This window comes from Sulfitobacter alexandrii, from assembly GCF_001886735.1.
Taxonomy (GTDB): domain Bacteria; phylum Pseudomonadota; class Alphaproteobacteria; order Rhodobacterales; family Rhodobacteraceae; genus Sulfitobacter; species Sulfitobacter alexandrii.
The window spans coordinates 672,727-696,113 of the sequence record NZ_CP018076.1 but is presented as its reverse complement, the minus strand read 5'-3'; the positions used below and the strand labels follow the sequence as shown (position 1 = coordinate 696,113).

Sequence of the window (23,387 nt, the reverse complement as noted above, 5' to 3'; positions counted from 1 at the left end):
GCACCCTAATTCTTCCGAAACGTCAGGTCGACCGTAAGCCCGGGATCATTGTCGCCCAGCACGAGGTCCGCGCCGTGCAGTTGCGCAACCGCCGCGACGAGGCTCAGCCCGAGCCCGTTGCCGGGCGTGTTGCGGCTGCGGTCCAGACGATAAAGCCGGTCCAGCACCTTCTCGCGCTCGGCCGCCGGGATGCCGGGCCCGGTATCGGTCACCCTGAGCGAGACGCGGTCGTCCCCCTGCAGTGAAAGGTGCAGTACGATCCGGCCGCCCGGCGGGGTGTGTCGCAGCGCGTTCTCGATCAGGTTGGACACCATCTGCCCCAGAAGCGCCCGGTCGCCGGGCACCAGCGGCACATCGCCCTCTGCCTCGAGGACGAGATCGTGGCCTGACTCCTCCGCGCTCGGCTCGTGGACCTCGATCATCGTTCGGCAGACCTGGACCAGATCGACCGGGGCAAAGCGGGCGCGGGCCGCGCCCGCCTCGACCTGGGGAAGCTGCAAGAGCGCCTGAAACACATGTCCCATCTCGGCCACCTCGGCGCGGGTGCGCGCCACCAGATCGCCCTCCTCGCTGCCGGGTTCGACCTTGCCTTCCAGGTCTTCCAGCCGCAGCGCGACGCGTTGCAGCGGTGTCTTGAGATCATGGGCAATGTCCGACGACACCTGCTTGAGCGCCGTCACCGAGGCCTCCTGCGCCGTGGCCATCTGGTTCAGCTTGCCGCCGATCTGCGCCAGATCGTCTGACCAGCGCGGCCCCACGTCGACCCTCGCGCCCAGATCTCCCCGCGTCATCCGGTCCAGCGCGCTTCCCACCACCTCGACGTGACGTTTGGACCGGCGCGCAAGCACCAGCCCACCCGACAGCGCGATCAGCGCCGTGGGCATTAGGCTGATCAGGAGAATGTTGCGAAACACATCGCCCAGCGCCTCGATCTCGGCCCGGCTGCGCGCGATGGTGATGACACCGCCATAAAGCCTGTCCGTCAGTGACAGGTAGGCGCCTTCGTAGTCGGCGCGGTTTCGGCCAAGCGAGACGATGTGAAACCCCGCCTCGTCCCGCGCGATGGCCCCGTTGCCGTAGATCCGCCCCGAGGGTGCGGCATAGCTCAGCACCATGCGGTTCGGGTCCGTCTCGCGGCTTTCGGCCTCCACCAGCGCCGCCACCGCGCGGGCGTTGGGCGCGGCACGGAACCCCGCCAGATCCTGCCGCAGGTCCGCGCGCATCGCCTGTTCGAACGACCGCTGGGTGAAGCCGTAGCTGGCCGCGAGGCTCAGCAGGCTGACGGCCGTAAAAAGCGCGACCAGCAGCAGCGCCAGCCGCAGCGGCATCGACCGCCAGAACTGCGCCAGCCCGGTTGTCATGCCGCGATCCGGTAGCCCGCGCCGCGCACGGTCTGGATCAGCTCCGCGTCGAAAGGACGATCCACCTTGGCGCGCAAACGGCTGATATGGGTTTCGACCACGTTGGTGCCGGGGTCGAAGCCGATGTCCCAGACCGCCTCCAGCAGCATGGTCCGGGTCTGCACCCGGCCCTTGCGGCGCAGCAGGTGTTCCAGCAGCGCGAACTCGCGCGGCAGGAGGTCGATCTCCTGACCGGCCCGTGTCACGGTCCGGGCGATCAGGTTCATCTCGAGATCGCCGGCGCGCAGCACCGTCTCGGCGTCGATGGCCTGCGGCCTGCGCGAGAGGGCCGCCACACGTGCCGACAATTCACCGAAAACGAAGGGTTTCGCGAGATAGTCGTCGGCCCCTGCCCGCAACCCTTCGATCCGGTCCTCGACGTCGCCCATCGCGGTCAGCAGCAGCACCGGCACCGTCGATCCGGCGCCGCGCAGGGTTTTCAGCACCGTCAGCCCGTCCACCTGCGGCAGCATCCTGTCGAGGATCACCACCTCGTGCCCACCGCCGGTCGCCGCGATCAGCCCCTCGCGGCCGTCCGCGATCAGATCCACCGCATGGCCTTCCTCGCGCAGGCCCTTGGCGATGTAGCCGCCGGTCGTCGCATCGTCTTCTATGACCAGGATTTTCATCTCGTCCTCGCTCGCGCGCTGCAAGCCCCCCGCATAGAGAATAAGGGCCCGCATGCCCCGTTACAAATTTGTATAGCACCGCCCACGCGGCTGTAAGAACTGCCCGTCATATGGGGGCGGTAACACAACAATCGAGGTATCCCCGATGCAATCCATCTTGAAACACTCCCGCAACGGTGCCGCAGCGGCGCTGACCGCGGCCTTGCTCGCCACCTCCGCGCTGACCGTCGCACCCGGCGCGGCCTACGCCGTCCCTGCCGGCGGCTATGCCGACCTTGTCGAACAGGTCTCGCCGGCGGTGGTCTTCATCGAAGTCACCTCCGAGGCCAAGAACGATGTCGCGCCGGCGTTGCCGCAGAACATCCCGCCGCAACTGCGCCGCTTCTTCGAGGACGGCATGCCGGGAATGCCCGGACAGCAGGGACCGCGTCAGGGCGTGGGATCGGGCTTCATCATCTCTTCCGATGGCCAGATCGTCACCAACCACCACGTGGTCGCCGGCGCCGACACCGTGACCGTCAAGATGGCCGACGACCGCAGCTTCGAAGCCAAGGTGGTCGGCAGCGACCCGATGACCGATGTGGCCCTGCTCAAGATCGAGGCGGACGTGGACCTGCCCTTCGTCAGCTTCGGCACGACGGACGGGCTGCGCGTGGGCGACGAGGTCGTCGCTGTCGGCAACCCCTTCGGCCTCGGTGGCACTGTGACCTCGGGCATCATCTCTGCGCTGTCCCGCGATATCCGCTCCGGCCCCTTCGATGACTTCATCCAGACCGACGCGGCCATCAACCGCGGCAACTCGGGCGGGCCGCTGTTCAACAACGACGGGCAGGTCATCGGCGTGAACACCGCCATCATCTCGCCCGACGGCGGCTCCGTCGGCATCGGCTTTGCCGTGCCCGCGGATCTCGTGCAGACCGTCGTGGCCGACCTTGCGGACGACGGCACCGTGGCACGCGGCTGGCTGGGCGTGAACATCCGCCCGATGACCGAAGAGGTCGCGAACGTGCTGGGCTACGACACCCCCAAGGGTGCCGTGATCGAAGCGGTGAGCGACGACAGCCCCGCTGCGAAGGCCGGTCTGCAGAAAGGCGACATCATCATGTCCTTCGGCGAAACCAGCGTGGAGGATCTGCGCGATCTGACCCGCGCCGTCGCCACGACCGAGCCGGAACAGCAGGCGAAGGTCACCGTGTTGCGCAAGGGTGAGGAAGTCACCCTCGACGTGACCGTGGGCAAGCTGGATCCCAAGCCGGCTTGACCCGCGCAGGACCCCGGCGGCGCACCCCCCGTTGCCGCCGGGGTCACATCCCCTAGAGCCTGGCGATCCTGACCAGCGCCTGCCGCAGCAGCCGGGCCTCCTCTTCCGAAAAATCGGCCATCAGGGCCCGGTCGAACTGCTTCCCCTGAGCGGCGAGATCGGCATAGGCAAGCCTGCCCTGCGATGTGAGCGCCAGCGTTTCGTGGCGCCTGTCGTCCTCCCGGGGGCTGCGCGTCAGGAATCGCTTGGCCTGCAGCGCCGCCACCGCACGGCTGACCTTGGTCTTGTGCATCCGGGCGCGGTCGCAGATTTCCTTGGCCGTCATCGCGCCATAGCGCCCGAGGTGGAACAGCACCCGCCATTCCGTGCGTAACATCCCGTATCTGCCCTTGTAATACTGCTGAAAGCTCGCGCTGGATTCTTCCGCAGCCATGTTCAGCAAGTACGGCAGGAACCCCCGCAGGTCGAAATCCTCCCCCGTCTCTCGGTGTCCGGCCCCGTCTTTTTCCGGCATTTTGCAATTTATCCCGTTGTTAGTTACAAAACCAACTAATATGTCATCCTCACGTTTTGCGAAAGGACCTGCCATGAACAAGGACGTCGCCCCCCGCGCGCTGCAAAGTGCCGCCACGCCCGTCGGCACCCACGAAGGGTACATGCCCGGCTTCGGCAACGATTTCGAGACGGAGGCGCTGCCCGGCGCACTGCCGCAGGGCATGAACAGCCCGCAAAAGGTGAACTACGGCCTCTATGGCGAACAGCTGTCCGGCACTGCCTTTACCGCCCCAAGCCACCAGAACGAACGCACATGGTGCTACCGCATCCGCCCATCGGTCAAGCACACGCACCGGTTCAAGAAGATCGACCTGCCCTACTGGAAATCCGCGCCGCACGTGGACCCGGACGTGGTCAGCCTCGGCCAGTACCGCTGGGATCCCGTGCCGCATTCCGAAGGAAAGCTGACCTGGCTCACGGGCATGCGCACCATGACCACGGCGGGCGACGTGAACACGCAGGTCGGTATGGCCAGCCACATCTACCTCGTCACCGACAGCATGGTGGACGCCTATTTCTACTCGGCCGACAGTGAACTGCTGGTTGTCCCGCAGGAGGGCCGCCTGCGCTTTGCCACCGAACTGGGTGTGATCGACATCGAACCGCAGGAAATCGCGATCATCCCTCGGGGGCTGGTCTACCGGGTCGAAGTGCTCGAAGGGCCCTGTCGCGGCTTCGTGTGCGAAAACTACGGCCAGAAGTTCGACCTGCCCGGCCGCGGCCCGATCGGTGCCAACTGCATGGCCAATCGTCGCGACTTCAAGACACCCGTGGCGGCCTTTGAGGACCGCGACGCGCCCTCCACCGTCACCGTGAAATGGGCAGGCCAGTTCCACGAGACGAAGATCGGACACTCCCCGCTCGACGTCGTCGCCTGGCACGGCAACTACGCCCCCTGCAAATACGACCTGCGCACCTACTGCCCTGTCGGCGCGATCCTGTTCGACCATCCCGATCCGTCGATCTTCACGGTGCTGACAGCCCCCTCGGGTGTCGAAGGCACCGCGAACATCGACTTCGTCCTGTTCCGCGACCGCTGGATGGTGGCCGAAGATACCTTCCGCCCGCCGTGGTACCACAAGAACGTCATGTCGGAACTGATGGGCAACATCTTCGGCATCTACGATGCCAAGCCAAAGGGGTTTGTCCCCGGCGGCATGTCTCTGCACAACATGATGCTGCCCCATGGCCCGGACAAGAACGCCTTTGAAGGTGCGTCGAACGCCGATCTCAAGGCCGAGAAGCTGGAAAACACCATGTCATTCATGTTCGAGACACGCTTCCCGCAGCACCTGACCGCCTTTGCCGCAAAAGAAGCGCCGCTTCAGGACGACTACATCGACTGCTGGACCGATCTGGAAAAGAAATTCGACGGCACCCCCGGCAAGAAATGATGCCCCCCGCCGGTTTCGACCTAAGTGAAACCGGCAGGTATCAGCACAAGGAAGACCAATGACCCTGCTCCAATCCTGGGTGGAAAGCGCCAACAGCGCCGACACCGACTTTCCGCTCAACAACCTGCCCTATGGCGTGTTCGAGACCGACAGCCTGGAACCGCGTTGCGGCGTGGCGATCGGCGACATGATCCTCGACATGGCCGCGATGGAGGAAGAAGGGCTAATCGACCTGGCCGAGGAGCCGGTGTTCGACGTGCCCTACTGGAACGACGTGATGGAACTGGGACCCGACGGCTGGGCCGCGCTGCGCGACCGGCTGACCGGTCTGCTGTCGGCGGACGCCCCCGACCAGGCGCAGGTTGCGCCCCACCTCGTGCCGATGGCCGAAGCGCGGATGCACATGCCGCTCGTCGTGACCGAATTCACCGATTTCTACGCGGGCAAGCATCACGCCACCAACATCGGCACCATGTTCCGGGGCGCGGAAAACGCGCTGCCGCCGAACTGGCTGCACATCCCCATCGGCTACAACGGCCGCGCCTCTACCGTGGTCGTATCGGGCACGCCCATTGTGCGGCCCAACGGCCAGACCAAGGCGCCCGACGCCGGCATGCCCTCCTTCGGCCCGAGCAAGCGGCTGGACATCGAGCTCGAGATGGGGGCGATCGTCGGCACGTCGTCCGAGATGGGCCAGCCCGTCACCGTGGCGCAGGCGGACGAGATGATCTTCGGCTACGTGCTACTGAACGACTGGTCGGCCCGCGACATCCAGCCGTGGGAATACCAGCCCCTCGGGCCGTTCCAGGCCAAGGCCTTCGCCACGTCGATCTCGCCCTGGATCGTGACGCGCGCGGCGCTGGAACCCTTCCGCACCTCCACCCCGGAACGCGAAAGGGAACTGCTGCCCTACCTGCGCGAACCCGGCCCGATGCTCTATGATATCGAGCTCGAAGTGACGATGGCCCCGGAAGGCAAGGACCCGAGCACCATCGCGCGCACCAACTACAACCAGATGTATTACTCCGCGGCCCAGCAGCTGGCGCATCACGCGTCCTCGGGCTGCGCGATGAACGCCGGCGACCTGTTGGGTTCGGGCACCATCTCGGGCCCGGAAAAGGACCAGCGAGGCTCCCTGATCGAACTCAGCTGGGGCGGCAAGGAACCGATCACGCTGGACAGCGGAGAGACACGCACATTCATCGAGGACGGCGACACGATGACACTCAAGGGCGCTGCCCGCGGCGATGGCTACCGCATCGGCTTCGGCAGCTGCACCAGCACGATCAAACCTGCGGTGAAGTTCCCCTGAGCTTCATTGTTCCGAAAAATACACAAACATGACGCCACCACAGGCGCCACGCCGGAAAGGACAAGACATGGCCAAAGCATTCGCCTCTCAAGGTGACATGACCGAAAAGAAAATCACCTTCGACGAAGTCGGAGAAGGGCTCTGGGCCTTCACGGCCGAAGGAGACCCCAACTCCGGCGTGATCATCGGCGACGACAGCGTCATGATCGTCGAGGCGCAGGCAACCCCGCGTCTGGCGAACAAGGTGATCGAGAAGGTGCGCGAAGTCACCGACAAGCCCATCAGCCACGTGGTGATGACCCACTACCACGCCGTGCGCGTGCTGGGGGCCTCCGCCTACGGTGCCGACCAGATCATCATGTCCGATACCGCCCGCGCCATGGTGGTGGAACGCGGGCAGGAGGACTGGGACAGCGAATTCCAGCGCTTTCCCCGCCTCTTCGAAGGCCACGAGAGCATCCCCGGTCTGACCTGGCCCACCACGACATTCTCGGACAGCATGACGGTCTATCTGGGCAACCGCCGGGTGGACATTCGCCACATCGGCCGCGCCCATACCGCGGGCGACGCGGTGATCCACGTGCCCGACCAGAACGTCATGTTCACCGGCGATATCGTCGAGGATCATTCCGCCTGCTACTGCGGTGACGGGCATTTCAATGACTGGGGCGGCACGCTGGACCGCATCCTGGCCTACGATCTGGACGCCATCGCTCCGGGACGCGGCGGTGCGCTGGTGGGCAGGGAGGCCGTCAATCGCGCCATCGACAGCACCCGCGATTTCGTGAACTCCACCTACGCGCCCGCCGCCCGTGTCGCGGCAAGCGGCGGCACCCTGAAGGAGGCATGGGACGCCGTGCGCGCCGCCTGCGATCCCAAGTTCGCGGACTACGCGATCTACGAACACTGCCTGCCCTTCAACGTCGCCCGCGCCTACGACGAGGCACGCGGCATCGACACGCCGCGCATCTGGACGGCGGAACGCGACATCGAGATGTGGAACGCGCTGCAGGCATAACCTGCGCGCCTCGGGAGGATCAGCATGGTTGCCGTCAGATACCAGACCGCTTTCAAACTCTACCCCTACGCACGGGTGCCCGCGCAATCGCAGGCACCCCTGCGGCATCCGGTGGTGATCGTCGGCGGCGGCCCCATCGGCCTGGCGCTGGCGCTCGATCTGGGGCTGAAGGGCACGCCTGCGCTGGTGCTGGACGACCATGAAGGCGCGGGACTGGGATCGAAGGCGATCTGCTTTGCCAAGCGCACCCTCGACATTGCGCACAGGCTCGGGGCGGCGGCGCCGATGGTGGACAAGGGCGTTGTCTGGAACACGGGGCGTGTCTTTCACGCCGATGGGCAGGTGTTCGAATTCAACCTCCTGCCCGAGGATGGACACCGGCACCCCGCATTCATCAACCTGCAGCAGCCGTACTTCGAACGCTACTTGGTGGAAGCCATCAAAAAAGCGCAGGCGGACGGTGCGCCGATCGAGATCCGAGGCGCCAACCAGGTCACCGGCATCACCCGCGAAAAGGGGTTCACCACGCTTGATGTGGATACCCCGGACGGCCCCTACCGGATCGAGGCCGATTACCTGATCGCCTGCGACGGCGCGCGCTCGCCCCTGCGGGACATGATGGGCCTGACCTTCGACGGCCGCGTTTTCGAGGACAACTTCCTCATCGCGGACGTGCACATGAAAGCGGATTTTCCGACCGAACGCTGGTTCTGGTTCGATCCCCCTTTCGAAGGCGCGGGCCAGTCCGCGCTGCTGCACAAGCAACCCGACGACATCTGGCGCATCGATTTCCAGCTGGGTTGGGACATCGACCGCAAGGCGGAACTCGACCCGGCGCGCATCCGCGCCCGCGTCGACGCGATGCTGTCCAGCCAGACCGGCACCGTCCCGGAGTACGAACTGGAATGGACCTCGATCTACACCTTCCAGTGCCGCCGAATGCAGACCTTCCGGCATGGCAACGTGATCTTTGCCGGCGACAGCGCGCACCAGGTCTCTCCCTTCGGCGCGCGCGGCGCGAACTCCGGCGTGCAGGATGCCGACAACCTCGGCTGGAAGCTGGATCTGGTGCTGCGCGGACTGGCCGACGACAGCCTGCTCGACAGCTACGCGACCGAGCGGGAATACGGCGCGGACGAGAACATTCTGAATTCCTCCCGCGCGACCGATTTCATGACGCCCAAGACCGAGATCAGCACGATCTTCCGCAACGCGGTTCTGGACCTCGCCGGGCGGCACGCCTTCGCCCGCCCGCTGGTGAACTCGGGCCGCCTTTCGGTGCCCTGCACCTACGACGGCTTCCCGCATTTCGGCCCGGATGCGTTGCAGGGCCCCGCCGCGACCCGCCCCGGTGCGCCCTGCGTCGACGCCCCGGTCGAGGACGGCTTCCTGCTGGATCATCTGCACGGCAGGTTCACCATCCTCGCCCTGGGCTGCACCGCGGACGCCGTCAGCGCGCAGGGCATCGACGCGGGCGTCGTGGAAATCGCCACACCCTCCGACGCAATGACCCGCCGCTACCTCGGCGATGCGGAGCAGGCCGTCTATCTCATCCGACCCGACCAGCATGTGGTGGCCCGCTGGCCCGGCTTCGACGCGCAAGCCATCGCTGCCGCCATCGCCCGCGCCATCGGAAAGGACAGCTGACATGGCCGTGACACTGACCCCGAACATCCCCGACCAAGACGGGTTCTACGATGAATTGCTGCGCGCGCATGAAGGGCTGACAAAAGCGGAATCGGATGCGCTCAACGCGCGGCTGATCTTGGTGTTGTGCAACCACATCGGCGACCGCGAGGTGATCCGGGCGGCACTGGCGGCGGCGAAGTAGTCACAGGTCCACCTCTACCACGCCACCGGGTTCCGCCGCGCGGCTCTGGCACAGGATGATCGCGCCCTGCCGCTGCGCTTTCGACAGCACGAAATCGCGGTGTTCGACCACGCCGGAAACCAGCCCGCATTTGCACACGCCACAGATCCCGTCCGAGCATTTGACGTCCACCTGGATGCCGTTTTCAGCCAGCACGTCGGTCGCGCTCTTATCGGCAGGCACGGTCAGCTCGCGCCCAGACCGCGCGAGCCGCAGGACGAAGTCGTGGTTCTCGTACTCTGGCACCTCCGGCACGGAGAAATACTCGAGGTGGCGCGCCTCCTCCGGGACGCCCGCCGCCTCTGCCGCCGCCAGCACCGCCGACATGTAGCGGTCCGCCCCGCAGGTATAGACATGCGTGCCCTCAGGCAGGCCGCCCATGACGGCACCCAGGTCGGCGCGCGTGTCCTCATCGGTGATGTGCAGATGCACACGGTCAGCCCAGGGCACGACCGCGAGGTCCGCCAGATAGCCCATGCTGGCGCGGGACCGGCCCGAGTAGTGCAGCGAGAAATCGCGCCCCGCGCGGTGCAGTTCGTGCGCCATCGCGATCATCGGCGTCACCCCTATGCCGCCCCCCATCAGCAGCGAGAACGGCGCCTCCGGGTCCAGCGGGAAATGGTTGATCGGGTTCGAGATGAAGACCCGCCGCCCCTCTGCGAAGATGCGGTGCAGCAGTTTCGATCCGCCGCGCCCCATATCCTCCATCAGCACCCCGATCTGATAGGTGCTGCGGTCGCCGGGGTCGCCCGACATGGAATACTGGCGCAGGAACTCGGGGGCCACCACGATGTCCAGATGCGCCCCCGCCTGCCACGCGGGCAACGCGCCCCCCGCGACAGGCTGAAACTCGTACTTGGTGATGCCCGCGGCCATCTTTTCGGCCTTGGTGATCCGGACCTCGATCACCGGGCTGTCGGATTGGTCGCCATAGCGATGCACCATGGTCTCGTCGCCCTCGGACAACCGCCGCCGGTAGTCCGCCGCCGGGATCATCGCCTGGTAGGCGGCGATACCCGCCTCGCGGTCCATTGGATCGGGGTAAGGGTACGGATGAGGGGCCAGCGGCGCGGGATAAACGGCCAGGGTCTGGTCCTCGTACCGCAGGTCGAGATCACGTTGCAGGTGCCGTTCGTTCACCGGCTTGTCCGTCGGACGGTACCCGCCGTCCTCGGCAATCTCCAGATCCCACCACCACTTCTTGACCGGGTTCAGCCCGCCGTTGCCGACCGCGTCATCGAGTCGTGCCAAGGCCGGAGCCGCCGCGGGCAGGTTCATCGCCGCCCAGCGGAACGGCGCCTCCTTGAAGATGCCCTCAAGGTTCCAGGGGCAGGTCTTCATGCAGCGTCCGCACATCGCGCCGCCCGGCGTGGTGATCCGGTAGGTCGCGCATTTCTGGCTGTCCGATTTCCAGATCTCGTAGCCGTTGAACATCAGCTTCGGTCCGGCGGTGATCGCGCCCGAAGGACACTCCCGCGCGCACTTGTTGCAGGACTCACAGAACTTCTGCAGGCCAAAGTCGATGGGCTTGTCATGCGCCATCGACAGGTCGGTGGTGATCGCACCGGATTTGAGCCTTGGCCCGAGATAGGGGTTCAGGATCACCTCGCCGATGCGGCTGACCTCGCCCAGCCCGCTCAGGAGCAGAAGCGGCGGTTGCAGCACCTCGCCGTCCATCACCGTATGCGCCTTGGCGCTGTAGCCGAGGTTTCGGATCTGTTTCGCCACCACCCCGCCGATCAGCGAGAACCGCAGATACGCGCGCATCGACTGGGCCACGCTGATCCAGTCGTCGCCCGACGCCCCCTCCATCGTCTCGTAGCCCTGGTCGATGATCAGCGACACCGCCTGATCGTGGGGCGGGTCGATGGGCGCGCCGGTGGCGTCATGCGAATACCACGCCCAGTCCGGGCAGCGCGAAATGCCGACCGCATCCGCCCCGAGGTAATAGCAGGTCGCCTTGACCAGCGCGGCGGCCTCCGCCGGGTCCAGCGTGACCTTGTCCGCCGCCGGGGCCCCGTCCTGCAACAGAACGAACGCCCCCAGCGCCCGGCGCTGCGCGGTCGAGGGCGCCGCCTTGCGCACGTAGTATCCGCCCTTTGCGCCTTCCTGCAGGGCCTTGCCCATGTCGCCGAACTGGGCGCGGGCGAACATGTCGGTCCGCTTGGGCACCCGCGCCACCCGCGCCTCGTCGATGTAGGTGGTGGGGTCGTCCACGCGTTTCAGCCGCTCGAACGGGTGCGCCCCGTCCACGAACCGTCGCTTGGCATAGGGCACCGCGTTGATCGCGTTCTTGCGAAATCCCGTTCCCAGCTTCCACCGCGCCCCAAAGGCCGAGGCAGGCTGCGCCGCCATCGGGGCAAGGGGCCTGTCCGGCGCCATGGCAAAGCTGGTCGTCACCGCCGCCAATCCAAAGCGCCTGCCGATGTAGGGATGATGCAGCGCGCCGTCCTCCACGGTCGCCAGCCCCGCCGCCACCGCCAGCCGGCCAAGGTCGACATCCGATGTGGACACCGTATGCCCCCGGGCGTCGTGGCCCAGCACCCGAAGGTAGTTCGCCAGCACCACCGCCGTCTCCGCCGCGAGCAGCCCCGCCCGATGCGCCTGCGCCTCCCTGATCCAGCCGGTTCCCGCTTCACCCGGCGCCACGTCGCGCGGGTTCTCGTAGAGGAAAACCAACGCATGGGTATGTCCGTCGATCGTGCCCGGCGGCGCTTCCATCGATTCCTTGAGGTCCGCCATGATCATGTCGATCCCCGAGGCCAGCGTCTTGGTCTGCCGCGTCCGCAGATCCTGCGCCAGACGGTCGATGTCGGGGTTGCGAAAGGGTGTCCCGAGCACCGCCGCGGCGGGCAGTTCGCAGACCCCCACCACCGCCGCGTCCGAGAAGTACCCGAACGCTTTCAGATGATTGGCACGCTCCTGCAGGTCCTCCGGCACCTCGGAAACGCCCCGGTTGATCAGCCCGTCCCGGATCGCGTCCAGCATCGCCTGATGTTCGCGCATCGCGTTCAGGATGGAATGCGGGTCGTCCGGTCGGGCAAAGCCGAGCTGCCGCATCTCCGGCACGCCGGACAGGTCCGCCGGCCCGTCCTGCCGCGCCAGCAGCTCGGAGGGATAGGGGCCCATGTGCACCGGGCGGTGCTTGTCCGAAAACAGGCGGAATGTCATCGCGCGGGCCCCTTCGCCGTCTGGTCAGGCCGCGACGGTCCCTGCCGAACGGCCCTTGTCAACCGATCAGGCAAAGCTGACGCCGACCGATCCGAACGTGCCGAAGTCCGCCGCGATGACCGCCCCCGGCGGGCATTCCACCGCGCGGATGAAGCTGCCCGACAGGATGATCTGGCCCGCCTCGATCTTCTGCCCGTATTGCGCCATGCGCCGGGCCAGCCACACCACGCTTTCCACGGGATTGTTCAGGACACCGGCGCCCAGACCCGTCTCCTCGACGGCGCCATCGCGGGTGACGATCGCGCCAACCCAGCGCAGGTCATGACTGTCGGGCGCGTGCCGCTGGGGTCCGAGCACGATACCCGCGTTCGCCGCGTTGTCGCTGATCGTGTCAAAGATCACCCGCGCCGCCCCGGTCTCGGGATCCTTCCGTTGCACACGCGTGTCCAGAATCTCCAGCGCCGGCGCCACATGGTCGGTCGCCGCCAGTACCTCGGCCCGCGTCACCTCTTCTCCGCCCAATGCGGAACCCATGACAAAGGCGATCTCGGCCTCCACCCGCGGCTGGATGAACCGCCCCTCGGGCACCACCGCGCCGTCCTCGAACGCCATGTCGTCGAACAGGATTCCGCTGTCGGGAATGTCGATGCCCAGAGAAGTCTGCATCGCCTTTGAGGTCAGGCCGATTTTCCAGCCGATGACACTGCGGCCCGCCGCCAGCTTGGACGCGAGGATCGCGGACTGGATCGCATAGGCATCGTCCATCGTGATCCCGGGATATGCCTTGGAAATGAGGCCGATCTGCTTGCCGGTCTGTTCCGCGCGCAGCAGGTCCGCTGCAACCTTTGCGTGATCCTGCGGCGTCATGCTTCGTCCTCCACCCCGTTGCGCAGCGTCCCGATGCCGGACACTTCGACCTCAACCACGTCACCCGGCACCAGGTAGCGCGGCGGGTCGAAGCGCGCGCCTGCCCCGGTGGGCGTACCGGTGACGATGATGTCGCCCGGCTGCAATGTCATGAACGTTGAGATGTAGGCGATCTGCTCGCGGATCGGGAAGACCATGTTGCGCAGGTGATCGTCCTGCCGCACTTCGCCGTTCACGCGCGTCACCAGATGCGCGTCGTCGATCTGCGCCGCGTCGGTGAAGGGCACGAGCCACGGCCCCATCGCGCCGGACCGGTCCCAGTTCTTGCCTTGCGTGACGTTGAACTTGGCATGGCGCACCCAGTCGCGGATCGTCCCCTCGTTGCACAGCGTCAGCGCCGCGATGTGGTCATAGGCATCACTGGCCGCGATCCTGCGTCCGGACGTGCCGATGACCACCGCCACCTCCCCTTCGTAGTCCAGCGTGTGGTTCTCGGGCGGCCGGATCAGCGGGGTGTTGTGCCCTGTGAATCCGCTCGCGAAACGGGGAAAGAGCGACATGTACTTCGGCTGCGCGCTGCCGTCCTTGTATTCGGCGTTTCGGTCGGGAAAGTTCACGCCGACACAGATGATGCGCCGCGCATCGGGAAGCGGAATGTCATAGGTGAAATCGGCATGGCTGACGGCAGCGCCCCGGGCCGCCTCGGCCAGAAGGGGCAAACCGCCGTCCGCGATGGCCGCCTGCAACGTCGGCCACTGGGGAAACTGCGGCGACAGCGCGATCATTCCGGCGTCCGTCACCGCGCCGTAGTGGCGGGCTCCGTCGGCGAGGAAGCTGGCGAACCGTGCGTCCCTCATGGCGCGACGATCGGCGTGGCCTTCAGCACCGCCTCCGTCGTTTCCTGACCGACGAAATTCGATCCATGTTCGAACCAGCTTTTGGGGGCGGCCGCCCCCCAGAGCGTCTGGCGCTGCGGATCCTTGAGATCCCACTTGATCGGCTCGTGATCGGGGTCGAGCGTCTGATAATCAGAGCAGTAGATCTCGATCCGGTGACCGTCGGGATCAAGGATGTAAAGGAAGAAGGCATTCGAGATGCCGTGTCGTCCCGGCCCCCGCTCGATGTTCTTGACGAAACCCGTGGTGGCCATCAGGTCCAGCAGGTCGATGATGTTGAGGGGCGTCGGCACCCAGAAGGCGACGTGGTGCATGCGTGGCCCCCGCCCGTTGGTGAATGCCATGTCGTGCACGCCACCCTTCCGGTGCATCCACGCGGCCCAGAGGTGCCCGCTTTCCTCGTCCTCGGTGTATTCGCTGACGCGGAAACCGAAGTCATTGTAGAATGCGACCGACGCATCCACGTCCGGCGAGAAGCAGTTGAAATGGTCGATCCGCAGCGGCTTGACCCCGCGATACAGCGCGTACTGCTGATGGATCGGCGGCAAACGGTCCATCTTGTGATAGAATTCCAGCGGGATGCCGATGTTGTCGCGGGTCAGCAGCGTGCGGCCCTGGTAAGGCCGTTCAACCCACTCGGTCGGCTGCCCGCGCTCACGGAAATAGGTCTCCGCCCGGTCGAGGTCATCCTCGTCCCACACCTTGAAGCCCATCACCTCGACCGTGCCGGGCCGGTCGGATTTCTGCAGGATCACGCAGTGATGGCCCCGTTCCTCCATCGCGCGCAGATAGACGCGGTCGCCCTCCTCGTCCGTGACTTGCAGTCCGAGCGTGTCGGTATAGAAGGCCCGGCTTGTGTCCAGATCCGAGACATTGAGGCAGGTATGGCTCAGCCGGACGACGTTGAAAGGCGGATACAGATTGGGTGCGGGAACGCTCATGCGGATCTCCTATTCAGCGCCGAGGCGGGTAATCTTGTGCTGCCCGGTGGCGAAACCGATGTGCTTCTGCTCCATGTAGAACTCGAAGCTCCAATCGCCGCCGTCACGGCCGATGCCGCTGGCTTTGACCCCGCCAAAGGGGGTGGGAAGATGGCGGACGTTCTCGGAATTCACCCAGATCATCCCCGCCTCCAGCGCGTCGGTAAAGCGCAGGGCGCGGGTCAGGTCGTTTGTCCAGACGTAGCCGGTCAGCCCGTATTCGGTGTCATTGGCCAGCGCCAGCGCTTCCTCCTCCGTCGAGAAGGGGATGGAGGTCAGCACGGGGCCGAATATCTCCTCCCGCGCGATCCGCATGTCGTTGCGGGCATCGGTGAACAGCGTCGGGCGGACGAAATATCCCGTGTCGCCCAGCGTCTCGCCCCCTGCCGCGACGGTCGCCCCGTCCTGCCGGGCGATGTCGAAATAGGATCTCACCTTGGCGAAATGTTCCTCGCCGATCAGCGGGCCAACCTCGGTCGCGGGGTCCAGCGGATGACCGACCTTGATGGCATTGACCCTTTCGATCAGCTTTGCCTCGAACTCGGCGCGGATCGTGTCCTGCACCAGCAGCCGCGAGGAAGAGGTGCAGCGTTCGCCATTGATGGAGTAAATCATGAAGATCACCGCATCCAGCGCGCGGTCCAGATCGGCGTCGTCAAAGACGATCACCGGGTTCTTGCCGCCCAGCTCGAGGTGGTTGCGCTTGAGCGTGTCCGCCCCCTGTTTCACGATCATGCTGCCCGTCCGGCTTTCCCCGACAAAGGCGATGGCCCGGATCATCGGATGCTCGCACAGGGCCTTGCCCGCCTCCTCGCCAAAACCGTTGACGGTATTCAGCACGCCGGGAGGCAATCCCGCTTCCTCGGCGATCTCGACAAGCAGGCGCGCCGTGAGGGGCGAGGCTTCGGCGGGTTTGTGCACCACCGTGCAGCCCGCCGCCAGCGCCGGGGCGATCTTCCACGTGGAGAGCATGAAAGGCGTGTTCCACGGCGTGATGACACCCACGGGCCCGATGGGTTTGCGGGTCGTGACATTCATCAACGTGGGCGACGGCAGGTGCCGCCCGTCCCGCGCCGATGTGACCTGGTCGGCGAAATAGCGAAAGTTCTCGGCCCCGCGCAGGGCTGCCTTTGACATGAACTTCCACGCCTGCCCGGTATCCCAGCATTCGCAGAGCGCGATCTCCTCGGCCCGTGCCTCGATTCCCTCGGCGATGCGGATCAGGATCGCTCGGCGTTCCTTCGCGGGCATGTCCCGCCACGCGGGAAACGCACCATGGGCCGCTTGCGCCGCCGCGTCGATGTCCGCCGCCTGCCCCCGCGCCACATCGCAGATGACGCTCTTGTCCACGGGGGACACGGTCTGGAATGTGCCACCCGCACCGGAACGGTCCTGCCCCCCGATGCGATTGGCGATGCCGCCTTCGCGGAAGCGTGCCAGGTGGCGCTCCAGCTTCTCGACGTTCTCGTTCAACTTTGACACGATCAACCCTCCAGATGGTCACGAATGGTGCCCGTCTTGGGCGACAGCGCGGGATCTATGTCCCGCATCTCGAAGGACAGGGCGATGGGACGGGTCGCCATGACGGGCGCGATGAAGGCTTCCGCCGCATCGAACAGCGCCTGGGTGGCAGCCTTCTTCACCTCCGGATCGCGCCCCGCCCGGAGCCGCACCGACACGTCGATGAAGCCATGCGCCGAGTTGCCGTCCGCGATGGCGTAGTGCCGCGCCGCATGGGCGCGCACCCGCACCCCCGCCGCCGGAAACGCCTCCAGCCCCGTCGCCACGACGCGCAGCCGTTCGCACAGCCCGGCCATATCGATCGCATCTTCAAGATTTGCCGAGTAGTCGATGATGAGATGCGGCAAGGCCGAAACTCCCCTTCCATTTAGTTAACATGTAAAGCAATATGACCTTGCACTGTCAATCGCAAAATCCCAGATGAACCCACCCGAAAGCAGGTTTGCCGTGACCGATCCAGACGATCCCAGACCATCCACGCTGCCCCCCACCGACCGGTCCCTGCCGATCGCGCTGATCCGCGCGCGGGAAAGGGTGATGGCCCCGGTCCGCGAGATGTTGAGCGAGACAGGCATCACCGAACAGCAGTGGCGCGTGCTGCGCGTCCTGTCCGAGGGCGGCACGCTCGACGCGACGGAAGTGGCCGAACGCGCAAGCCTCCTGCTTCCCAGTCTCACGCGGATCGTGCGCAGCCTGTCGGACCGAGGCTTTGTCACCCGCACCCGTGACAACGGCGACCGCCGCCGGCAGATGTTGGCGATCACCCCTGCGGGTCAGCAGGTGATCGAGGACAATCACGCCGAGGCGCTGCGCATCGCAGACCGTATCCGCAGGTCGCTGGGGCACGAAAACTACGAGAAACTGCTGGACCTGCTGGGCGCGCTTCAGGACTTCCGGTAGCCAGCCCCCCCTGCCCGCCGTGGATGACCGCCACCTTGCGTGCCTTTGCGCCGACCGGCCGGGACCGCGGATGCGCCGGCCAACCCGCCGCAACCGCAACGGCCATTTTGCCGCCCAGATGCCATTCCTTCGCCCAGTTTAAGCCAAATCGTCCGGGCAAGGTGCCGTTCGAAAGGCAACTCACAGCGGAGCAACAGGTTTGACGGACACCGGCATCATGGCTGTTTTCAGCACGCGTGCCCGACCGACCGCGAAGCCACGGGCCGCGCCATCCGCGCTCCCGATTTCCAATTCCACAGGCCAATAACGAACGATGAGGACACCAATGCCCTTGAAGACCTATCTCAGCGCTGTTGCGGTCGCGGCAGTCACCCTACCTGCCTGCGCCCAGGCCGAAGTCCTGAGCGAAGACAATCCGACCATCCGGAGCTTTCTTTGCGTCGGTTTCAACTGCGCCGATCAGGACATCGCGGGAATCGACGATTTCCGCATCAAGGACAACACGATCCGCATCCACTTCGACGATGTGTCGAGTTCCAGCAGCCCCGACAACGACTGGCGCATCATGATCAACGACAGTGCCAGCGGAACGGAAGAATACTTTGCCATTCAGGACGCCACCCGCGGGCCGCAGATCTTCCGCCTCTCCGCGGGTGCTCCCGAAAACGCGCTGTTCATGGCGCCGACCGGGCGGATCGGGCTCAAGACCGCGATGCCGCTGCGGGAATTGCACATGGTGGACGCCAGTACCGTCAGCCTGCGCATGGACCAGCGGGGCGGCAGCGCCCCGGTGCAGGTCTGGGACATCAATGCGAACCACAACGCATTCTACGTCTCGGACGCCACCAACGGCACCACGCCCTATAGCATCGAACCGGGCGCCCCCGACGGCAGCTTCAGCGTCGTCAGCAGTGGCTTCGTCGGTCTGGGCACCTCTGCGCCGGAAGAGTTGCTGCACATCCGCACCACCGCCCCCGATACCGATGCCTTCGCGCTGTTCGAGGCGGCGGGGAGCGGATCGGATTCCGCCTTCCGCATCAAGCAGAACGGCCTGATCCCCACCACGTGGGAGTTCCGCAACCAGCAGACCTCGGGGCGGCTGAACGTCGGCATCGCGGGCGGCAACACGCCCTTCAAGATCGACAACACCGCCGCCAACAACCTGCTGCGGCTGGGCCGCAACGGCCGCCCGGACGAGGTGGTCATCACCGGCACGCTGGTCGTCAACGATACCGAGATGAACGTGCCGGACTACGTTTTCGAACCCGGATACGATCTGCCGACCCTCGCGGAAATCGACGCTTTCATCGCGGAAAACGGTCATCTGCCCGGCGTCCCCTCGGCAGAGGATGTAGCCGAAACAGGGCTTGATATGACCCGGATGCAGCTTGCCCAGCTCGAGAAGATCGAGGAACTGACGCTGCATGTCATCGACCTTGGCAAGGCGAATGCAGAACAGCGCGCCCGCATTGCCCTGCTCGAAGGCATGGTCACAGACCTGCTCTCGAACCGCTGAGACCGAATGATTGCCCTGCCGGACGCGTCCCGATCGGCGCGTTTGACAGGGCACCGCCCGTCGCACTAGCCTGACGCCGTCCGCGACCGGGGGCGGCGGATATTTGAATTCCTGCGATTTGCAGACCCATTTTCAGTGCCCCTTCATATATTGGGAGCATTGCCATGACCCGTTTTCGTTCCACTTTCCTGTTCTCAGCCGCGCTGAGCCTGCTCGCGCCCATTACCGCCTACGCCGAGGTGCTTTCCACGACGAACCCGACGATCAGAAGCTTCCTCTGTGTCGGCCCCGGTTGCATCGATCCCGAGAACCCCCAAGGCGACGAGCTGCGCTTGAAAGGAAATAGCGTCCGGCTGCATTTCGAAGACGACTCTGACGTTGCTGGCTTGCCGACCAATGATTGGAGGATCGTGATCAACGATACTTTCGGCGGCGGCGAGAGCTACTTCTCGATTAACGATGCAAGCGCCGGCCTCACGCCGTTCCGCGTCGATGCCGGCGCCCCCACGAACGCGCTGAAGGTGAATGCCGCGGGGAACCTGGGGCTGGGAACGGCCCTGCCGCAACAGAACCTGCATATCGTCGGCAGTGGCGAAGCCGGGATTCGTTTCGAAGAATTTTCTGGCGGGGCATTCGCCTGGGAGCTGAGAGGCAACAGTGCGGGCTTCTACCTCTTTGATCCTCAAAGCAGCGGTATTCCTTTCGAAGTCCGCGGGGGCGCGCCCAACGGTGCCTTCCTGATCGACTCGGTCGGGTTTACCGGCATCGGTACCCGAAACCCCGAAGAAAAGCTGCACATCGTGACCACGACGCCGAACACCGATTCCTTCGCGCTGTTCGACGCCCAGGGGCCCGGGTCCGACTCGGCGTTCCGGATCCGGCAGAACGGCCTGATCCCGACCACATGGGAGTTCCGCAACCAGCAGACCTCGGGGCGGCTGAACGTCGGCATCGCGGGCGGGAATACCCCCTTCAAGATCGATAACCTCGCAGCCAACAACCTGCTGCGGCTGGGCCGCAACGGCCGCCCGGACGAGGTCGTCGTGACCGGCACGCTGGTGGTCAACAACACCGACATGAACGTGCCAGACTACGTGTTCGAACCCGGCTACGACCTGCCGACCCTTGCGGAAGTCGATGCCTTCATCGCGGACAACGGCCATCTGCCCGGCGTCCCCTCGGCCGCCGAAGTGGCTGAGTCTGGTCTCGACATGACCCGGATGCAGATGGCCCAGCTGGAGAAGATCGAGGAACTGACGCTGCATGTCATCGACCTGGGCAAGGCGAATGCAGAACAGCGCGACCGCATTGCCCTGCTCGAAGGCATGATCGAAGCCCTGTTGGCCGATCGCTGACCGTCCAGCGGCATGAAGACGGCCCCGGCTGGCGTGCCGACGGGCGGCAGATTTGACAGGCTGCCGCCCCCTCGCCTAGACTTTTCCTGCTCGCCGGAGGGGGCAGCGAGCGATCAAACCCCTGATTACTCAGGGTTATTATTAGTGCCCCCGCAAAATGCAGGGAGTTTTTCTTGACCCGTTTCCAAATATCCGTTTTCTTTTCCACCGCGCTCGGCCTGCTGGCTCCGTTGTCCGCCCAAGCCGAAGTACTCTCGAACAGCAGTCCAACCATCCGGAGCTTTCTCTGCGTCGGCGGCCCCTGCCTGGACGCCGAGACACGCGATGACAATCAGCTTCGTCTCAAGAACAGCACGGTGCGTCTAGATTTCGAAGACACGTCCTCGCCTGGCCAGTCGACGAACGACGACTGGCGGATCCTCATCAACGACGGCGCAGGCGGCTTCGACAACTATTTCGCGATCGAGCATTCCAATTCCGGTTCGGTCCCGTTCCGCGTGGATGCAAACGCGCAGACAAATAGCCTCCGGCTTCAGCCCAATGGCAACCTCGGGCTGGGAACGGCCTTTCCGCAGCAGGATATCCATATCATCGGTCGAGATTACGCCGGGATCCGTTTCGAAGAAACGGTGGCTCCGAACTACACTTGGGACCTTCGAGCGAGCAACACAGGATTTTCCCTCTACGACCTGCAGGACCGGACGACGCCTTTCGAGATACGCGCGGGTGCGCCCAACGGCGCGTTCTTCGTGAGCTCCGAAGGCAAGGTAGGGATCGGGAGAAGAATCCCGTCCGAAGTGCTCGATGTCGCCACGGACGCGCCTGACACCGATGCCCTCATCCACGTCTATGCCTTTGGCGAAGGCTCGGACGCAGGTCTCCTTCTGGGCCAGAGCGGTGACGTCGGAAGCACGTGGGAAATCAGAAACAAGCAGGGCTCCGGCCGTCTGAATATCGGGCTTAAGAACGGCAACACCCCTCTCAAGATCGACAATCGGGCCGCAGACAACCTGCTCAAGATTGGACGTGACGGCCGCCGGAACGAAGTCGTCGTGACCGGCACGCTCGTGGTCAACAACACCGACATGAACGTGCCTGACTACGTGTTTGAACCCGGCTACGACCTGCCGACCCTTGCGGAAGTCGATGCCTTCATCGCGGACAACGGCCATCTGCCCGGCGTCCCCTCTGCGGCCGATGTAGCGGAGACAGGGCTCGACATGTCCCGGATGCAGATGGCGCAGCTCGAGAAGATCGAGGAACTGACACTGCACACGATTTCGCAGGACCGCGAAATCACGGCGCAACGCGCCGAAATCGCGGAGCTTCGCGCCATGGTGGAAAAACTGATGGCAGATCGGTGATTCTTTGACAGACGGCAAAGGCTTCGCATAGCCTTTGCCCACCACCCCGAAACGGGCTGGATCATTTCAAAGTATCATTAGGCCGGTTCATTTTGACCGGCGGGAGCAAGCTCATGAAATCCGATTTCAAGGTTCTATACTGTCTGGCGTGTGTGCTGGCCGCGGCGCCCCTTTCGGCTCAGACGGTCATCCCCGGAGACACGACCATCCAGGGCGATCTGACCATCAGTGAGTCCACATCCCCCGCCTCCGGCAGTCTCTACGTCGAAGACGACAGCGTCATCGACGGCAGTCTGTGCATCGGCAATACCTGCACCACGAACGAGACCTTCGCGAACGATGTGACACTGCGTTTCCAGTACACTCAGAACACGATCGAGTTCAACGACACCTCCGGACCCTCCAATCCTGATCGCGACTGGGTTCTGCGGATCAACGACAACGACGCAGGGGGGCTGGAGAAATTCGCAGTCGAGGACGCCACGGCGGGAACCACACCCTTCACCATTGCCGGTGGTGCGCCAGACAACGCCCTGTTCCTCGCGAGTGACGGCAAACTGGGGCTGGGAACGATGTTTCCCGCATCCGAACTGCACATCGTCGGCCCCTCCTTTCCCTCCATCCGGCTGGAGCAATCAACATCGACGGGAAACCCCGCATCGACATGGCGGATGCAAGGCAACCACAACGAATTTTCGATCATCCGCAGCGCAGCCAGTTTCGTCATCGAGGCGGATGCGCCCTACGCCGCGTTCCGGATCAAGGACAATGGCGACGTCGGTCTGGGCACCGCTGTACCCGAGGAAAAGCTGCACATCTTGACCACCGCGCCGAACACGGACTCCTTCGCGCTGTTCGACGCCCAGGGGGCCGGGTCCGACTCGGCGTTCCGGATCCGGCAGAACGGCACCATCCCGACCACCTGGGAGTTCCGCAACCAGCAAAGCTCGGGCCGGCTGAACGTCGGCATCGCGGGCGGGAACACCCCTTTCAAGATCGACAACCTCGCGGCCAACAATTTGCTGCGGCTGGGCCGCAACGGCCGCCCGGACGAGGTCGTCGTGACCGGCACGCTCGTCGTCAACAACATCGACATGAACGTGCCGGACTACGTGTTCGCCGATGACTACGCCCTCAAACCCCTGCCCGAGGTCCGCGCCTTCATCGACGCGAACAGCCACCTACCGGACGTGCCCTCCGAGGCCGAGATCAGGGCGGAGGGTGTCGACCTGACGCAGATGCAGATGACCCTGCTGAAAAAGGTCGAGGAACTGACGCTATATACGCTGGAGCAGGAGGCCCGTCTGGCGGAGGTCGACGCGTTGCGCGCCGAACTCGCAGAACTCAAGGCGCTGATCCGGACGCGCCAACCGTAAAC

The 23,387-nt window shown here is 65.0% G+C and carries 20 protein-coding genes; 11 read left to right on the top strand and 9 right to left on the bottom strand.

Features of this window, described 5'->3' with window-relative positions; genetic code table 11:
• Positions 1-5: 5 nt before the first annotated feature.
• On the bottom strand, positions 6-1,361 hold the full coding sequence (locus BOO69_RS03400) for a sensor histidine kinase (protein WP_071970314.1): 1,356 nt from the start codon (positions 1,359-1,361) through the stop codon (positions 6-8).
• Positions 1,358-2,029, bottom strand: coding sequence for a winged helix-turn-helix domain-containing protein (locus BOO69_RS03395; protein WP_071973614.1), 672 nt, complete (start codon positions 2,027-2,029; stop codon positions 1,358-1,360). Before BOO69_RS03395 ends, BOO69_RS03400 begins: the two co-directional genes overlap by 4 nt.
• 145 nt (positions 2,030-2,174) lie before the next feature.
• On the opposite strand from BOO69_RS03395, the gene BOO69_RS03390 reads away from it, so the two are divergent.
• Entirely contained in the window at positions 2,175-3,290 is a 1,116-nt protein-coding gene (locus BOO69_RS03390) for a Do family serine endopeptidase (protein ID WP_071970312.1), read from the top strand.
• Between the two features lie 52 nt (positions 3,291-3,342).
• Here BOO69_RS03390 and BOO69_RS03385 read toward each other — a convergent pair whose 3' ends face one another.
• The gene (locus BOO69_RS03385; protein ID WP_071970310.1) at positions 3,343-3,804 is read right to left on the bottom strand and encodes a MarR family winged helix-turn-helix transcriptional regulator; all 462 of its coding nucleotides are present in this window, start codon (positions 3,802-3,804) and stop codon (positions 3,343-3,345) included.
• A 73-nt stretch (positions 3,805-3,877) separates the two neighbouring features.
• On the opposite strand from BOO69_RS03385, the gene hmgA reads away from it, so the two are divergent.
• From hmgA to BOO69_RS03360, 5 genes are all read left to right on the top strand, one after another.
• The gene (gene hmgA, locus BOO69_RS03380; protein WP_071970308.1) at positions 3,878-5,239 is read left to right on the top strand and encodes a homogentisate 1,2-dioxygenase; all 1,362 of its coding nucleotides are present in this window, start codon (positions 3,878-3,880) and stop codon (positions 5,237-5,239) included.
• Between the two features lie 58 nt (positions 5,240-5,297).
• A complete protein-coding gene (gene fahA, locus BOO69_RS03375; protein ID WP_071970306.1) occupies positions 5,298-6,551 on the top strand; it encodes a fumarylacetoacetase in 1,254 nt (417 codons plus the stop codon).
• A 67-nt stretch (positions 6,552-6,618) separates the two neighbouring features.
• Positions 6,619-7,569 (top strand): MBL fold metallo-hydrolase, encoded by a 951-nt coding sequence (locus BOO69_RS03370; protein WP_071970304.1) that lies wholly within the window; start codon positions 6,619-6,621, stop codon positions 7,567-7,569.
• A gap of 24 nt (positions 7,570-7,593) precedes the next feature.
• The gene (locus BOO69_RS03365) at positions 7,594-9,216 is read left to right on the top strand and encodes an FAD-dependent oxidoreductase (RefSeq protein WP_071970302.1); all 1,623 of its coding nucleotides are present in this window, start codon (positions 7,594-7,596) and stop codon (positions 9,214-9,216) included.
• 1 nt (position 9,217) lies between these two features.
• Positions 9,218-9,400: a DUF2783 domain-containing protein gene (locus tag BOO69_RS03360; protein WP_071970300.1), complete on the top strand. Its 183-nt coding sequence runs from the start codon at positions 9,218-9,220 to the stop codon at positions 9,398-9,400.
• On the opposite strand, the gene BOO69_RS03355 is transcribed toward BOO69_RS03360, so the two are convergent.
• From BOO69_RS03355 to BOO69_RS03330, 6 genes are all read right to left on the bottom strand, one after another.
• Positions 9,401-12,610, bottom strand: a complete 3,210-nt coding sequence (locus tag BOO69_RS03355; protein WP_071970298.1) for a 2Fe-2S iron-sulfur cluster-binding protein — start codon at positions 12,608-12,610, stop codon at positions 9,401-9,403. It abuts the gene before it with no gap.
• 66 nt (positions 12,611-12,676) lie between these two features.
• Positions 12,677-13,477 (bottom strand): 2-oxo-hept-4-ene-1,7-dioate hydratase, encoded by an 801-nt coding sequence (hpaH, locus tag BOO69_RS03350; RefSeq protein WP_071970296.1) that lies wholly within the window; start codon positions 13,475-13,477, stop codon positions 12,677-12,679.
• Positions 13,474-14,334, bottom strand: coding sequence for a fumarylacetoacetate hydrolase family protein (locus tag BOO69_RS03345; RefSeq protein ID WP_071970294.1), 861 nt, complete (start codon positions 14,332-14,334; stop codon positions 13,474-13,476). The genes hpaH and BOO69_RS03345 overlap by 4 nt, the downstream gene beginning before the upstream one ends.
• On the bottom strand, positions 14,331-15,314 hold the full coding sequence (gene hpaD / locus BOO69_RS03340; RefSeq protein ID WP_071970292.1) for a 3,4-dihydroxyphenylacetate 2,3-dioxygenase: 984 nt from the start codon (positions 15,312-15,314) through the stop codon (positions 14,331-14,333). Before hpaD ends, BOO69_RS03345 begins: the two co-directional genes overlap by 4 nt.
• 9 nt (positions 15,315-15,323) lie before the next feature.
• Complete coding sequence (hpaE, locus tag BOO69_RS03335; RefSeq protein WP_071973613.1) at positions 15,324-16,835, bottom strand: 5-carboxymethyl-2-hydroxymuconate semialdehyde dehydrogenase; 1,512 nt, start codon at positions 16,833-16,835, stop codon at positions 15,324-15,326.
• Positions 16,836-16,837: 2 nt separating this feature from the next.
• Positions 16,838-17,221, bottom strand: coding sequence for a 5-carboxymethyl-2-hydroxymuconate Delta-isomerase (locus tag BOO69_RS03330; RefSeq protein ID WP_071970290.1), 384 nt, complete (start codon positions 17,219-17,221; stop codon positions 16,838-16,840).
• 73 nt (positions 17,222-17,294) lie between these two features.
• On the opposite strand from BOO69_RS03330, the gene hpaR reads away from it, so the two are divergent.
• From hpaR to BOO69_RS03305, 5 genes are all read left to right on the top strand, one after another.
• A complete protein-coding gene (gene hpaR, locus BOO69_RS03325) occupies positions 17,295-17,774 on the top strand; it encodes a homoprotocatechuate degradation operon regulator HpaR (protein WP_071970288.1) in 480 nt (159 codons plus the stop codon).
• Positions 17,775-18,099: 325 nt separating this feature from the next.
• Positions 18,100-19,290, top strand: coding sequence for a hypothetical protein (locus BOO69_RS03320; protein WP_071970286.1), 1,191 nt, complete (start codon positions 18,100-18,102; stop codon positions 19,288-19,290).
• 164 nt (positions 19,291-19,454) lie between these two features.
• Positions 19,455-20,645: a hypothetical protein gene (locus tag BOO69_RS03315; protein ID WP_071970284.1), complete on the top strand. Its 1,191-nt coding sequence runs from the start codon at positions 19,455-19,457 to the stop codon at positions 20,643-20,645.
• 173 nt (positions 20,646-20,818) lie between these two features.
• Positions 20,819-22,009: a hypothetical protein gene (locus BOO69_RS03310; protein ID WP_071970282.1), complete on the top strand. Its 1,191-nt coding sequence runs from the start codon at positions 20,819-20,821 to the stop codon at positions 22,007-22,009.
• A 113-nt stretch (positions 22,010-22,122) separates the two neighbouring features.
• On the top strand, positions 22,123-23,385 hold the full coding sequence (locus BOO69_RS03305; protein ID WP_071970280.1) for a hypothetical protein: 1,263 nt from the start codon (positions 22,123-22,125) through the stop codon (positions 23,383-23,385).
• Positions 23,386-23,387 lie beyond the last annotated feature (2 nt).

Excerpts from the sequence above, each read along its gene's own strand:
- BOO69_RS03400 (WP_071970314.1), bottom strand. The coding sequence starts at position 1,361 with ATGACAACCGGGCTGGCGCAGTTCTGGCGGTCGATGCCGCTGCGGCTG.
- BOO69_RS03305 (WP_071970280.1), top strand. The coding sequence starts at position 22,123 with ATGAAATCCGATTTCAAGGTTCTATACTGTCTGGCGTGTGTGCTGGCC.
- fahA (WP_071970306.1), top strand. The coding sequence starts at position 5,298 with ATGACCCTGCTCCAATCCTGGGTGGAAAGCGCCAACAGCGCCGACACC.
- BOO69_RS03365 (WP_071970302.1), top strand. The coding sequence starts at position 7,594 with ATGGTTGCCGTCAGATACCAGACCGCTTTCAAACTCTACCCCTACGCA.
- BOO69_RS03345 (WP_071970294.1), bottom strand. The coding sequence starts at position 14,334 with ATGAGGGACGCACGGTTCGCCAGCTTCCTCGCCGACGGAGCCCGCCAC.
- BOO69_RS03315 (WP_071970284.1), top strand. The coding sequence starts at position 19,455 with ATGACCCGTTTTCGTTCCACTTTCCTGTTCTCAGCCGCGCTGAGCCTG.
- BOO69_RS03385 (WP_071970310.1), bottom strand. The coding sequence starts at position 3,804 with ATGCCGGAAAAAGACGGGGCCGGACACCGAGAGACGGGGGAGGATTTC.
- hpaH (WP_071970296.1), bottom strand. The coding sequence starts at position 13,477 with ATGACGCCGCAGGATCACGCAAAGGTTGCAGCGGACCTGCTGCGCGCG.
- hmgA (WP_071970308.1), top strand. The coding sequence starts at position 3,878 with ATGAACAAGGACGTCGCCCCCCGCGCGCTGCAAAGTGCCGCCACGCCC.
- BOO69_RS03390 (WP_071970312.1), top strand. The coding sequence starts at position 2,175 with ATGCAATCCATCTTGAAACACTCCCGCAACGGTGCCGCAGCGGCGCTG.
- hpaR (WP_071970288.1), top strand. The coding sequence starts at position 17,295 with ATGAACCCACCCGAAAGCAGGTTTGCCGTGACCGATCCAGACGATCCC.
- BOO69_RS03360 (WP_071970300.1), top strand. The coding sequence starts at position 9,218 with ATGGCCGTGACACTGACCCCGAACATCCCCGACCAAGACGGGTTCTAC.
- BOO69_RS03370 (WP_071970304.1), top strand. The coding sequence starts at position 6,619 with ATGGCCAAAGCATTCGCCTCTCAAGGTGACATGACCGAAAAGAAAATC.
- BOO69_RS03355 (WP_071970298.1), bottom strand. The coding sequence starts at position 12,610 with ATGACATTCCGCCTGTTTTCGGACAAGCACCGCCCGGTGCACATGGGC.
- hpaD (WP_071970292.1), bottom strand. The coding sequence starts at position 15,314 with ATGAGCGTTCCCGCACCCAATCTGTATCCGCCTTTCAACGTCGTCCGG.
- BOO69_RS03320 (WP_071970286.1), top strand. The coding sequence starts at position 18,100 with ATGCCCTTGAAGACCTATCTCAGCGCTGTTGCGGTCGCGGCAGTCACC.
- BOO69_RS03395 (WP_071973614.1), bottom strand. The coding sequence starts at position 2,029 with ATGAAAATCCTGGTCATAGAAGACGATGCGACGACCGGCGGCTACATC.